General features: G+C 68.2%; 9 protein-coding genes. 3 read left to right on the top strand and 6 right to left on the bottom strand.

The genetic code is table 11. The annotated features are described in order from the left end of the window. Positions 1-11 precede the first annotated feature (11 nt). The 3 genes from HUA74_RS14165 to HUA74_RS14155 all read left to right on the top strand — a co-directional run bounded on the left by HUA74_RS14165 (position 12) and on the right by HUA74_RS14155 (position 6,132). Positions 12-2,522, top strand: coding sequence for a bifunctional UDP-sugar hydrolase/5'-nucleotidase (locus HUA74_RS14165; RefSeq protein ID WP_174454969.1), 2,511 nt, complete (start codon positions 12-14; stop codon positions 2,520-2,522). Further along, the gene (locus tag HUA74_RS14160; protein WP_141644743.1) at positions 2,522-4,519 is read left to right on the top strand and encodes a hypothetical protein; all 1,998 of its coding nucleotides are present in this window, start codon (positions 2,522-2,524) and stop codon (positions 4,517-4,519) included. The genes HUA74_RS14165 and HUA74_RS14160 overlap by 1 nt, the downstream gene beginning before the upstream one ends. An 80-nt stretch (positions 4,520-4,599) precedes the next feature. After that, the gene (locus HUA74_RS14155; RefSeq protein ID WP_141644744.1) at positions 4,600-6,132 is read left to right on the top strand and encodes a hypothetical protein; all 1,533 of its coding nucleotides are present in this window, start codon (positions 4,600-4,602) and stop codon (positions 6,130-6,132) included. 93 nt (positions 6,133-6,225) lie between these two features. Here HUA74_RS14155 and HUA74_RS14150 read toward each other — a convergent pair whose 3' ends face one another. The 6 genes from HUA74_RS14150 to hemA all read right to left on the bottom strand — a co-directional run bounded on the left by HUA74_RS14150 (position 6,226) and on the right by hemA (position 13,662). Beyond that, positions 6,226-6,492: a hypothetical protein gene (locus HUA74_RS14150; RefSeq protein WP_174454968.1), complete on the bottom strand. Its 267-nt coding sequence runs from the start codon at positions 6,490-6,492 to the stop codon at positions 6,226-6,228. A 270-nt stretch (positions 6,493-6,762) separates the two neighbouring features. Then, complete coding sequence (locus tag HUA74_RS14145; RefSeq protein WP_217443448.1) at positions 6,763-8,607, bottom strand: GspE/PulE family protein; 1,845 nt, start codon at positions 8,605-8,607, stop codon at positions 6,763-6,765. Further along, positions 8,592-10,388 carry an adhesin gene (locus tag HUA74_RS14140; protein ID WP_174454967.1) on the bottom strand — a complete coding sequence of 599 codons (1,797 nt, stop codon included), beginning with the start codon at positions 10,386-10,388 and terminating at the stop codon, positions 8,592-8,594. Before HUA74_RS14140 ends, HUA74_RS14145 begins: the two co-directional genes overlap by 16 nt. 233 nt (positions 10,389-10,621) lie before the next feature. After that, positions 10,622-11,353, bottom strand: coding sequence for a uroporphyrinogen-III synthase (locus HUA74_RS14135; RefSeq protein ID WP_217443447.1), 732 nt, complete (start codon positions 11,351-11,353; stop codon positions 10,622-10,624). 42 nt (positions 11,354-11,395) lie between these two features. Continuing rightward, positions 11,396-12,334, bottom strand: a complete 939-nt coding sequence (gene hemC, locus HUA74_RS14130; protein ID WP_174454965.1) for a hydroxymethylbilane synthase — start codon at positions 12,332-12,334, stop codon at positions 11,396-11,398. Then, a complete protein-coding gene (gene hemA, locus HUA74_RS14125; protein ID WP_174454964.1) occupies positions 12,331-13,662 on the bottom strand; it encodes a glutamyl-tRNA reductase in 1,332 nt (443 codons plus the stop codon). The genes hemC and hemA overlap by 4 nt, the downstream gene beginning before the upstream one ends.

The raw sequence follows: 13,662 nt of genomic DNA, 5'->3' as shown, positions 1-13,662 counted from the left end.
GATTCTTCCTGATGCGTCGCCTCCTGCTCGGCCTTCTTAGTGCCCTGGCCACCGCCTCATGCATGCCAGTGGTGGAGGGCCAGGACTACCACCTCGAGGGGCAGGAGGTGCGCCTCACGCTCCTTCATACCTCGGACATCCATTCCCGGCTCATCCCGTATGACTTCGCTCCGCTGAAAACGGACCAGGACCTGGGCCTCGTGCCCGAGGCCGGTCCCTTCGGTGGCGCGACGCGCATGGCCGCCATCCTCAAGCGCGAGCGCGCGAGGGGCGAGCGGGTGATGCACGTCGACTCGGGCGACTGCTTCCAGGGCGCTCCGATCTTCAACCTCAACAACGGTGAAGTGGAGTTCCGCTTCCTGTCGCAGGCACGTCTGGATGCCGCGGTGGTGGGCAACCACGAGTTCGACGCCGGCGCGCTGAACTTCACGCAGCAGGCCAAGCAGAACGCCACCTTCCCGCTGCTCGCCGCCAACTACAACTGGAATGACTGGCGGCAGAACGGCAGCAACGAGACGGGGCTGGAGACCTCGCCGTACACCATCCGCAACATCAAGGGCCTGCGGGTGGGCATCGTCGGCATGGCCAACATCTCCTCGCTCAACTCCATCGTCGAGGGTGGCAACAGCCTGCAGGTCACCCCCCTGGAGCAGAACGAGGTCGTCCGCGCCTATGTGGCGCTCCTTCGGCCGGTGACGGACCTCATCGTCCTCGTCAGCCACCTGGGCCTCACCGAGGACCAGGACGTCGTCCAGGGCTACGAGGCCTATTACGAGTACGGCCGCGCCCGCAGCTTCATCCGCCGCGAGGACAGCCCCTGGCAGGTGCTGGAGTGGTTCGGTCCGGAGGGCAACGAGAACTCGGTCGTCCGCGTGTTCGTCCCCGGCGTTTCCGGCGTCGACGTCATCATGGGCGGCCACCTGCACGTGGTGCTCAACCCGCCGCAGCTGCTGGCGGACCCGAGCGGCCGCAAGGTGGTGCTCGCGCACTCTGGCGCCTTCTCCAAGTACGTGGGCCGGCTGGAGCTGGTCGTGAAGATGCCGGACGTGCTCGGCACGGGTGAAGGCGGCGAGGTCCTCAGCCAGGACTACCGCGTGTTCCCCATCGACGGGCTCTGGTGCGACGACGCCATGCGCCGCTACCGCTACGACTCCAACATCTTCTGGGAGGACGGCCAGTTCATCCAGACCCCCGCCGTGCGCGCGGCCATCGACGCCTGCCGCGAGCAGGAGGACCGGCAGACGACGCACCTGCTCCAGCCCTACATCATCGGGATGGACATGAAGCTGCAGCTCACGAACATCTTCGCGTACGCGCCCACGGACGTGACGCGCCGGAACAACTCGACGGGTGGCGACTCGCCGCTGGGCAACATCGCCGCGGACTCGATGCGCAAGCGTCGCCGCGTGGACGCGCAGATGGCGCTCACCAACTCGCTGGGCATCCGCGACAACCTCTACTCCGGCGTCGTGTCCCAGGAGTCGATGTTCAACGTGTTCCCGTTCGAGAACACCATCAACATCATGTACCTGTCGGGCAAGGAGATGCAGGAGATGTTCGACTTCGTGGCCGAGCGCTCCTCCGAGCGTGGCTGCGTGAGTCAGGCGCAGATCTCCGGTGCCAGCTTCACCATGGACTGCGCCCAGGTGCAGATCAACGACCTGCGCGTCGAGTGCAAGCTCTCGCTGGAGGGCGCGGACTGCCCCCCGGACAACCGCGAAGGCCACGCCCCCTGGCAGTGCATCCAGGACACGAGCACCTCGGCCACGACGGGCCGCTGCTACGCCCACCCCGGCACGAACATCGTGGTGGGCGGCAAGCCGCTCAACCCGTTCGGCACCTACCGCGTGGCGGTGAACGACTACATCGCCAAGGGTGGCTCGGGCTTCAACGTGCTCAAGCGCAACACCACGCGCCAGGAGACGGGCATCTCCCTGCGCGACTCGCTCATCGGCTACATGCAGGACTTCTGCACCTGCGACGACATCAACGCGGGCTACGCGACGCGTGGCAACCGGGCTGACGGGCAGCGCTGTGGCTCGCTGGTGAACGGCCAGTGGGTCATCAATGATCGCCTGCGCGCCTCCTGTCGGGAGATGCAGGACTATGAGAACGAGCTGTCCGCCAAGGTGGGGAGCTGCTCCTGCGAGGACCTGCTGCGCAACGGCTACAACCCGTCGAGCTGCGGTGTCGCCTCCGTCACCAACCCCGACCAGGCCCGCGCGGCCTGCATCGCCGCCAAGCAGGTGGGCACCTGCACCTGCGGAGATCTGGCGGCCCGGGGCTACAACCCGGATGGCTGCAACATCCCCGACGTCACCACCGCCCTGGAGGCCCAGGCCGCCTGCGCGGTCTCCGCGGGCCCGTTCACCGGCCGGTGTGACTGCCGCGAAGTCATGAGTGGAATCAACCCCGTGTGCGGAACGGTGACGCAGCAGCTGCGCAACTTCTGCACGAACCCGACGGCGATGCCCATCGCCGACGCCGTGGAAGACGGCCGCATTGGCCGGAGGGTGAAGTAATGAAGAAGCTCATGCTGCTGTCGGCGCTGGCCCTGGTCGGCTGTTACACCGAGGAGTCGCCTCAGCCGAAGGGCCTCGCGTCGTTCGAAGTCACCGTGAAGGGCTTCTACGTCGCGGACTCCAATCCGCGCGCGTCGCTGCCCGTGGTGGCCAGCTGCGTTGCCCAGCACGGTGGCACCCAGGCCGCCGTGCCCATGGAGCTGCGTGGCACCCCGGACTGCCGCCTGGCCATGCCTCGCGGTCCGGTGGATATCGACTTCGATATCCAGGCGGTGGACGTGAAGGGCCAGCCGATGGATGCGTTCAACGGCCCCGTCTCCTTCCGCACCGTCCCGGGAAACCTCACCGGCCCCTATCGCTACCGGTGGGTGCAGCTCACCAATGGCAAGGGCACGGGCACCGTGCGCAGCGCGCAGCTCTACGGTGAAGCCCACGTGTGGGTGGAGGACGAGCCCGTCCAGGTCGACTACGCCGAGGGTGAGGTCGTCGCCGGAGAGCTCCCCGAGGAGCCCGCCACGCGCACCTTCTCCACCGGCCTGTCGCGCTCCATGCACTTCGAGGAGCCCACCATCTCCACGGTGCAGGTGCCGCAGAACAGCGACCAGCTCACCGCGTACAACGGCACGTTCATGCGCATTGGTCGCGCGCCCGAGGCGGGCTCGCCGCTGATCCAGAACTGCGAGCCGGACGACCCGAACTACAACCAGCCGGTGACGCTGCTGGTGACGGGCACGGACCCGGGCGGCTTCTTCGTGACGGACCTGACGGCGTGCCGCGTGCGCGAGGGAAGCATCCCCGGCGCCAACACCCAGACGGCGGAGCCCTCGGGCTTCTTCCCAGGCCGCTTCAACGCCCTCTACATCTACAACTACTCCTTCCCGGAAGGGTTGGATCCGGGCGACCTGCTGTGGTCCATCGCGGGCTCCGTGCAGGAGTTCACCGCGACCACGCAGCTGACGTTCCCCTCGTGGAGCATCCGCGAGAAGGTCCGCCTGCTGCCCCAGGCCGAGTGGAACAAGTACCTGGCCCTGGCGCCGCCGACGGAGATCAACGGCCGGCTGTGCGGCTTCAGCGGCTCGCCCTACATCACGGACGTGATGTGCGGCTACAGCTACGGCAACTACAAGATGGAGGGCCTGGAGTCCTCGCTGGTGAAGATTCGCCGGGTGAAGTTCCCGCAGGTCTTCCGGAGCTGCGACGCCAACGGCAACAACAGCGTGCCCTTCTTCTGTCCCGACCCGCGCACCAACGTCTTCGGCGCCTGCGGCGAGGACGACCCCAATGACCCGGACGTCCCCGAGCGTAAGTGCAACGTCGACTGCACGCTGGGCCTGGGCGAGTACCGTGGGCAGATCTGCGCGGAGAAGACGACCTACGACAACTTCGGCCAGTTCGTGGTGGAGATGAACCCGACGGGCGCCGCCGAAGCGGGCCTGGACGCCACCGTGAACGGCCGACTGCACGCGCTCAACGCGCTGCCGCCCGTGTCCCCCGCCACCGAGGCGTGGACGCGCTCCTCCAACGCCTACACCACGGGCGTGACGGTGAACATCTGGTGCGACAAGGCCGTGAATGTGCGGTTCGGCGGCAGCAGCGTGCCCGGAGTGGCGACCAACGTCGCCCTGGCCGCGGCCACGCGCCTGGAGCACACGCTCAAGGACAACCAGTTGTTCGTGTGGGTCTCCGTGCAGGACGCGGTGAACGGCTCGGCCAGTTGCAAGGTGAGCCAGCACCCGCGTACCCGCATCAACCTGGTGACCAAGGACGCCGTACCGGACCTGGTGGTCAACTGCAGCGAGACGGATGCCGACGCGGAGCGCGCCGAGCAGTGCCGGTTCCTGCATGGAGCGACCTTCGACATCGTGGGCCATCTGCGCCACGTCAGCGCGGCTCGGCCTCGCTGGATTGTGCTGCCCCGAGATCAGGACGACCTCTGCTGCTACCCTGGCCCGGGCATGGAGTGCCCGCGTCCCATCGAACCTTGCGTGAATCCGTAGGCTTTTGACGAAACTCGCGCCCCGGGTCACCGGGGTGCAGGGAGGAGCGAACCCAAGCGGGCGCTCCGTGGAGAGGGACATTGAAAACGCTGCAGAAGCTGGCCCTGACCGGCCTTATCTCCCTGAGTGTGCCCGCCTGGGCCAGTGACTTCGTGGACACGCGTCTGTCGTTCGTGTTCGCGGACGACAACGTGCTCGCGGGCTCGGGTGAAACCACGCCCAACAGCCCCAACGCACGGTTTGGCGCGGGCAACCAGAACACCCAGTTCTACGACAACTTCAACACGCGCTTCTCCGGCTTCGAGTCGCTGTCGAACATCGTGCTCTACAAGCGGGCACCGGCGTTCTTCGAGGGACTGACGACGGAGGCGGCCCTGACGCTGCTGGTGCTGGAGCGCCCGAGCGGTCAGGTCGCCATCCAGGACAACTCCAGCTACATCCGGCTCAACTACCAGCCCCCGGGCTGGGGTGAGAAGGAAGGCATCTCGCTGGTGGGCTTCCCGGTGTCCGCGGACCGCTTCCGGCTGGGCTATGCGTACCGCATCTCCTGGGGCGGCAGCGGCGTGTTCACCACCCGCTCGGCCACCAACGGCGTGCCGGGTGCCAAGCTGCAGATCACCCGCGACAGGTGGTACGCGTACGTGGGCGGCAAGACGGCGCTGGTGCAGAACGAGCTCGTCCTCGAGGAAGAGACGCTCTACGGCGTGATGGCCGGCGCGGGCGTGGACATCCTGGAGACGCTGCGCGTCGAGGCGGGCGGCGGCTACTTCCAGAAGGGCCTGGTCCCCGGGCTCGCGACGCTGGGTGTGGAGGCGCCGGTGAACGCCGCGGGCGTGTCCGCGCAGGTCGTCTACCACGTGGGCGTGCCCGTCGGCACGAGCGTGGACTTCCGGCTCTACAAGAACGACCCGGAGATCTACGAGCGCTTCTTCGCTCCGGAGAAGTACCCGGGTGGCCTGTCCTACTCCGTGTCGCTGGAAGGCAGCTACCTGTCCCAGACGCTGGAGAAGCCGGACCAGTTCGGCGCGACGGAGCCCCAGGGCGCCACGGCGCTGGCGCTGCAGGCCCGCGCGAAGCTGGGCTTCCTGCGCCTGAGCCTGCTCGGCCTGTACCGCAGCCTCTCGTACATCCAGTTCGACGTGCCGGGCTTCCCTCCGTTCCAGGACTTCCCCGAGGGGACGGAGCTGAACCCGGAGATCTTCCTGGCGTTGGGTGCGGACTACCACCTGCCGGCGCTGCACTTCACGCCGGGCTTCATCTTCGGCATCCAGCGTCCGGCGTCGTTCCGCAGCCCGACGTCGCTGCTCGGTGGCAACAACCCGCCGCCGAACCTGGTGGGCACGCGCACCGTCGTGGTGCGTGACGTGAATCAGCTGAGCATCCTGCCGGAGACGTGCGGTGGCTCGGGAGCGTGCGGCGCGGAGCCCATCTACTCCGCCAAGGCGACGTTCCGCTGGGACCTGTCCGACTCCGTCGCGGCGGTGGGCGAGGTCTACTACACGTACGACACCAACCGGACCACGTTCCGGGACGACATCACGGGCGTGGCGCAGGCCACGTTCGAGAAGCCGCACGCGCTGGGCTTCAACACCCTGCTGCAGGCGCGCTTCTAGGCGTTCGCTCGGTTGAGCAGACATCGCGGCCCGGTTCCCTTCGCGGGGGACCGGGCCGTTGTCGTTTCATCCCGGTGTGGCTCGACCAGCCCATCAATACGGCAGCGCGAGGCCATGCTCCTGGAGCGCAGCCGCATAGCGCTCCTGAGCATCCCGAAGCTGTTCGACCGACTCTTGAAGTAGCTCCTGAGCAGTCGAGGTGTCCCCCTGCATCAGGGCCGAGAGGGCCTCGGACGTGGTGATCACCATGGAATGCAGCGTGTCTCCCTGGATGACGACGCCGGGAAAACGGCGTCCTGGGAGACGAATCACTGCGTTGTTGCCGGGCGTCGTGAACAGTTCAACTTCGATGAGCGTCATTGGAGTGACTCCGAGCCCACATGAGGTGACGGGACTTCAGCCAGGGCCCACAAAGACACGGGTCTTGGATGGCTCATCAGGACACGCGGAGTGGAGCAATACTAGATGAACCAGCCAACACAAACCCAACGCTGACTGTTTCAGAAAACCATACACCATGCCGCTTCGAGCCGTCCTCGCATGCATGACCTGGCGCAATTCCTGTCAAGTCAGATACAGGTGGCCGCAGGACTCCCACCCTGTCAGCGAGAGTCCTGTCCACGCCCTGCCTCACGCCGAAGTCATGCGCACCACTTCGTCGAAAGCCGTGAGCCCTTGAGCCAGCTTGCGCACGGCGGCCTCGCGCAACGTGCGCATGCCTCCGCGCCGAGCCACTTCCACCAGCTTCTCGTAGGGAGCCTCGCGTGAAATCTGCTCGCGCAGCTCTCCATTCGTGGTGACGATTTCGAAGACGCCCGTGCGGCCCACGTAGCCGGTGCCTCGGCAGCGCACGCAGCCCGCCCCCTTCAGCAGGCGCACCCCACCCGGCAACAAGGGCAGCGGCGCCTGAAGCGCGAGGAGCTCATCTGGAGTCAGCGTCGCCTCCTCCGCGCAATGACTGCACACGCGCCGCAGCAGACGCTGGGCCATGACGCCCAACAAGCTCTGTGCCAGGAGGAACGACGGGACGCCCAAATCCCTCATGCGCGCCACGGCGCCCAGCGCGTCGTTGGTGTGCAACGTGGAGAGGACGAGGTGTCCGGTGAGCGCGGACTGGATGGCGTTCTCCGCCGTCTCCTGGTCACGAATCTCACCCACCATGATGACGTCCGGGTCCTGCCGCAGGATGTGGCGCAGCGCGCTCGCGAAATCGAGCCCCAGCTTGGGCTGCACCTGCACCTGATTGAAGGCGTCCCACACCATCTCGATAGGGTCTTCAATCGTGGTGACGTTGACGTCCGGGCCCGCGAGCGCCTTGAGCGCTGAGTAGAGCGTCGTCGTCTTGCCACTGCCCGTTGGCCCCGTGACGAGGATGAGGCCGTGGGGCTGGTCAATCCACGACTCGAAGGAACTCTTCTCGTCCGGCTCGAACCCGAGCTGGGCGATGTCCTGCACCAGCGTCTCCGGGTCGAAGATGCGGATGACCACCTTCTCGCCAAAGGCCGTGGGCAGCGTGCTGACACGCAACTCCACCTCACGCCCGTCCCGCTCCGTCTTGATACGCCCGTCCTGGGGCTTGCGCTTCTCGGAGATGTCGATGCGCGAGAGCATCTTCACGCGCGACACAATCGGCGGATGCACCTGCGCCGGCAACGAGTACACCGGGTGCAACACACCGTCGATGCGCAACCGAACCACACTGGTGGCCCGCTTGGGCTCGATGTGGATATCCGAAGCGCGGTTGTCGAAGGCGTAGCGCAGCAGATAGTCCACGGCCTGCACCACGGGCCGGTCCGACGCCTCCAACTCCTGCGTGCCGCTGAGCGACACGAGCTGCTCGAAGTTGGAGAGCTGCCCCCCACCCGCCGCCACGCTGAAGTCATCCGCCGCGCGGGCCAGCGTCCTCTTGAAGCCGTAGATGTCGGAGATGGACTTGAGGATGTCCGCCTTCGAGCTCAGCACCGGCTCCACTGGGAGACTGGTGAGGCGATGGAAGCTCTCGAACAGCTCCCGGTCGAACGGGTTGGCCACCGCCACCAACAACCGCCCCTGCGCCGTACGCTCCAGCGGAAGCAACACGTGCTTCTGCGCATACGGCCGGGACACCGTTCGCGTGGCAAGCGTCATGTCCAGCTTGAGCGGGTCGATCTTCCGGTAGGCGATGCCCGCGGCGCGCGCGGCGGCCTCCGTGACGCGGTCCTCGTCCAGCACGCCCCGGCCACTGGCCAGGGGCACCTGGAAGGCCGCCACCACCTCCACCGGCGACACGTCGTAGCGCGCGGCCTCCTTGCCACTCGCGGCTGTCTGCGCCTTGAGGACTCGCGCTCGCGCGGCCCCCTCCTTCGCGAGGATTTCCTGGGCCTGCTGGGCCGTCAGCAGCCCCTGCCCCACCAACGCCTCCAGCACGAAGAGCGTGGTGAAGTCATCCCGGCTCCGTGCGGGAGGGTTGCCAGAGCCGCTCACTGCTTGTGCCAAGTCCGTCTCCTTCCCGCCACCAGCAGCAGCAGGACCAATCCACCCAGGAATGCCGCGGCCGAGACAGGAGCACCCGTACAACCACAGCCATCCGGACCATTGACGCTGCCCTGAGGAGGCCCCGCGTCCACGGGCGGTGGCGGCTGGGTGCCACCATCGTTGCACAGCGTGCACGGGCCGGCGTCGGGCCGCGCCAGCGGATCGTAACAGGTGCCCCCGGAAGCACAGAGCATGTTGGGCGCGCAGTCCTGGTTGGAAAGACAGACAGGCAGGCAGGCGGAGCTCCCCTGCTCCACCGCGCCACACCGCAGCGTCGAGGGACACGAGCTGGTGGAGCACGCCCGGACGCAGGCTCGCTCACCGTCCTTGTTCACCACCTGGCACGACGTTCCACCCGGGCAGGCGCACGCCGAGACGGAGCACTGCTGCGCACACACGCCCTGCGTGCCCCCTTCCGCGAAGAGGCAGTATTGGTTGGTGCCGCACTCGGCGTTCGCCGCGCACGCATCGCCCACCTGCTTGCCCGCCGTCTGCTTCGGAACACAGACACGGTCACACGTCCGGCAGACGGAGTTGCTGTCACAGTCCAGGTCGCCATAGCAGCCGGGGACACAGAGGTCGCCCTCGGGCCGGGTCTCACAGGTATAGCCAGGGCGGCAGTCACTGCCACCGGGCGTACAGTCCTTGAGACAGATGGAGCCCTGCCCGGCCACGTTGGAGCACTCCGAGCCCGCGGGGCACGAACCGGAGCCGCTGCACGTCTCCGTGCAGTATCCATTGTCCCACCGGTCGAACTCGCCGTTGCCAGACGGAGGGGCCACCGGGGCGATGCAGTCGCCATTCGTGTTGCCGCAGCTTCTCGGGCCAGGCGTGCACTCGCGGCCCACGGGGGTGACTCCGTCAGGCAGGGCCGGCAGACAGGCCCGCGTGTACCCGGAGACCGCCGTGGACTCGCGACAGACATAGGGGGCCGGACACTCGCCGGAGGTACTGCCGAAGCAGCCCTTCGCACAGACCTTGAGGTCCGCGCCAGAAACGGTGGACGGAGCGGTGACACACGTCAGGCCAGTGGTGCACGCGGTGCTGTCACAGGGCGAACCGACGGCGCCCGTCTTCGGATAGAAGCGGCACAGCGCCGTCCTGTCGTAGTCCGCGAGCTGGCGTCGGCTCTCGCCCCTCGGAATGTCGAAGAACATCACCGCGCCAATGGCCTCGAAGGAGTCGCCCAGGCCCAGGCAGTGGCCAATCTCGTGCGTCAGCACACTCTGGATGTCGTATTGGCCCGCGGGCGTGGGCGTCAGCGTGGACCAGGTGAAGTCCACGGCGTTGAGGAAGATGTCGCACTGGTACACGTAGCCGCTGAAGGTCAGTGGACGCGCGGCGGAGGGCCTGTCCCCGCCATTGAGCGTGTCCGTGTAGCGCGGGTCGCTCGCGCTCGTCACCCAGACGGGCACCACGTTGAAGCGGTCGGTGGGGTCATTGACGTTCGCCATGGGCGAGCCCGTCGTGGCCACGCCACCGTCCTGGGGGAAGGAGAAGGTCGGCCACGAGCAGCTCACCTGCCACGTCTGGGCCGCCGCGCGGCTGGCGGCCACCACCAGGTTGAGGTCATTGCCCGCGGGCTGTGCCTGGCGGCCGTCCACGTAGAAGACGAAGGGGTCCGCGGGGGTGCTGAGCACCCGGTGGCCCAGGTCCTTGTATTCCAACACCTGTTGCGCCGCCGCGGTGACGGACAACAACAACCCGAGTACGACGGCGCTCCGCTGCGAACCCCGAATCATCGAAGACCCCTCCACGTCGACCATCCCCGGGTACGCATTCGCCCGGACGTCGACGGGAAGGACAGTCTACCCGCGAACGGCGCGGAGGCTCACACCCGTGACTCAAGCGGGGCCGCCTCCCGCGACGGGCAAGGCCGAATCCCCCGGGCTACCCGCACATAGCGCGGACCGTGGCATCCACCCACGACTCGGGCCGAGGACGCTCCGCGACAGCCGAGGCCAACTCCCGTGAGCTACCCCCGCACCGCTCGGACCGTGGCATCCACCAGCGCCTCGGGCGTGGGCTTCTCCGCGACGGCGGTGGCAGGCAGACCGAGTTGCTCCAGTGCGGACGCCGTGGTGGGGCCAATCGCCACCACTCGCGCGGGCCCCAGCCGCTCGCGACCCGCCGCTTCCAGGAAGGCCTCGACGGTGCGCGGCGAGGCGAACACCGCGACGTCCGGCGGTGAACCGGCGAGCAGCTCCAGCGCCTCTGGCGAAAGCTCCGCTGGAAGAGAGCGATAGGCCGTCACGCGGGTGACGAGCACGCCCGCGTCTCGCAATGCATCCTCGAGTTCGCGCCGTCCCTCTTCCGCCGCGGGCAACAACACCTCGTCACCCGACTGGAGCGCGTCCTTGAGTACCTCGAAGAGCGCTTCCCCCGTCCCATCATCCGGCTCCGCGGCGACGTCCAGGCCATAACCCCTCACGGCGCGCGCCGTGCGAGGCCCCACCGCCGCCAGCTTCACGCGGGTGAGCCGCTGCGCCGTGCCCGCCTCGCGCAGCGCATCCATCAGCGCGTCCACCGAGGAGGGACTCGCGAACACCACCCAGCGATAGCGCTGGATGTGCTCGGCGGCGGACGCCAGCGGCCGAGGGTCCTCCGGAGGACGCAACTCCAGCAGCGGCAGGCTGAGCACCTCCGCGCCCTCGTCCTCCAGGAGAAAACACAGCTCCTCGGCCCGCTCACGCGGGCGCGTCACCAAGACTCGGATGCCTTCCAGTCGCCGTTCCACGCGGGCGACAGTCTAGGGCCGGGCGTCCGGGCGGCGAGCGAAATCACGCAGGATGTCCGCCGCGCCCTGCGACAGCAAGTCCTCGGCCAGCGCCTCGCCCAGCTCCCGCGCCTGTGCCACGGGCCCACGGACCTCGCCTCGCACCACGCGTGCGCCATCCGGCCGGCCCACGAGTCCGCGCAGGTGCACCATGCCCTCGGACACCGTGGCGTGCCCCGCCAGCGGCACGGTGCATCCCCCCTCGAGCTTCGCCAGCAGCGCGCGCTCGGCCGTCACCGCCACCCGAGTCGTCGCATCCTCCAGCGGGGCAAGCAGCCCACACACCCGCGCATCGGCACCTCTGCACTGGATGGCGAGCACACCCTGCCCCACCGCGGGCAGGCTCACCTCGGTGGACAACACCTGGGTGATGACACCCTCCAGGCCCAGACGCTTGAGTCCCGCGTACGCCAGCACCGCGCCCGCGAGCCCCAGCTCCTTCGTCTTCTGCAACCGCGTCTGCACGTTGCCACGCAGGCTGACGATTTCGAGGTCCGGCCGACGCGAGCGCAGGATGCAGCTGCGACGCAGCGACGACGTACCCACGCGCGCGCCCTGAGGCAGCGAGTCCAACGTCTGTCCCTCCAGGCCACAGAAGGCATCGCGAGGATCCTCGCGCGTCGGCACCGCCGCGAGCACCAGGCCCTCCGGCAGCTCGGACGTCATGTCCTTCAGGCTGTGCACCGCGAGGTCGGCGCGACCGTCGATGAGCGCCTGCTCGATTTCCTTCACGAACAGACCCTTGCCGCCCACTGCGGACAGCGGCGCGGACAGGAAGCGGTCTCCCTCGGTGGTCATCTCCACGAAGGACACCTCCAGGCCGGGATGATGCGCGGCCAGGAGCGCTCCCACGTGACGCGCCTGCCAGAGCGCCAGCGGACTCTGTCGGGTGGCGATGCGCACGGACTTCATCGCTTCGCCCCCGTGGCGACCTGTTGTGGAACAGGGGCCAGGGCGGAAGAAGCCGCGTCCGCCGCCTCGAGCTCCGCCTCCAGCAGACCGAACAGCTCCGCGGCGGCACCCGCCAGCCGGTTGCCCTCGCCCTCCGGCCCCACGGCGCGCAGTCGCGAGGTGGGCTCATGCAATAGCTTGTTCACGATGGCGCGCCCCATGGCCTCGATGCTCTTGCGCTGCTTGTCCGTCAGCCCGTCACCCAACGCCGTCAACGTGCGCTCCACTTCCGTGCGGGCAATCGCCTCCGCGCGCTGACGCAGCCTCGCGAGCACGGGCATGCCCTCGCGCAGCGCGCGCTCCTTGACGAAGCGAGCCACCTCCTGCGCCACCAGCACGCCCGCCTTGTGCGCCTCCTCGGCGCGCGCGGCCGCGTTGTCCGCGACAAACTTCTGGATGTCGTCCACGTCGTAGGCGTGCACCCAGTCCAGCGTGCCCACCCCGGGGTCGATGTCTCGAGGCACCGCCAGGTCCACCATGAACAGCGGCCGGCCCTTGCGCCCCTTGCCCACCGCGCTCACGTTCTCCCGCGTGAAGAGGGGCACGGGCGACGCGGTGCTGCACACCACCACGTCCGCGGCGCCCAGGAGCGTGAACAGCTCCTCGAAGGGACGCGCCACCCCACCCACCTCCGTCGCCAGCGCCTCCGCGCGAGCCAACGTCCGGTTGGTGATGAACAGCTTCGTCGCGCCCGCCTGCTGCAGATGGCGCGCCGCCAGCTCTCCCATCTCCCCCGCTCCCACGACCAGCACCGTCTTGCCCTTCAAGCCGTCGAACACCTTGCTGGCCAGTTGCACCGCCGCGGACGCCATGGACGTCGCCGCGCGGCCGATGGCCGTCTCCGTGCGCACGCGCTTGGCACACCCGAACGCCGCCGCGCACGCCCGCGTCAATTCACCCCGCACCGCCCCCGCGCCCTGCCCTCGCTCGAAGGCGTCCTTCACCTGCCCGAGAATCTGCGCCTCGCCCAGCACCATGGAGTCCAGGCTGGAGGCCACGCGGAACAGGTGGATGAGGGCCGCCTCGCCGCGGTGCTCGTACAGGTGCTCCAACGCCTCTTCACCGCCGAGCGCCTGGAGCTCCATCACCGCGCGCTCCCGAGCCACCAGCCCGTCCGGCGCGGACAGATACACCTCCACGCGGTTGCAAGTGGACACCCAGAGCACCTCCACCGGCGACTGGGCCAGCCGCTGGAGCACCTCCACCTGACGCGTCTCGGACAGGGCCAACCGCTCGCGCACCACCAGGGGCGCCGTACGGTGGGACAGGCCAATGCAGACGAGCTCCAT

Source organism: Myxococcus sp. CA051A, assembly GCF_013336705.1.
Taxonomy (GTDB): domain Bacteria; phylum Myxococcota; class Myxococcia; order Myxococcales; family Myxococcaceae; genus Myxococcus; species Myxococcus llanfairpwllgwyngyllgogerychwyrndrobwllllantysiliogogogochensis.
Note: the sequence above shows the minus strand (reverse complement) of the source record. Positions and strands in the feature narration are given on the sequence as shown.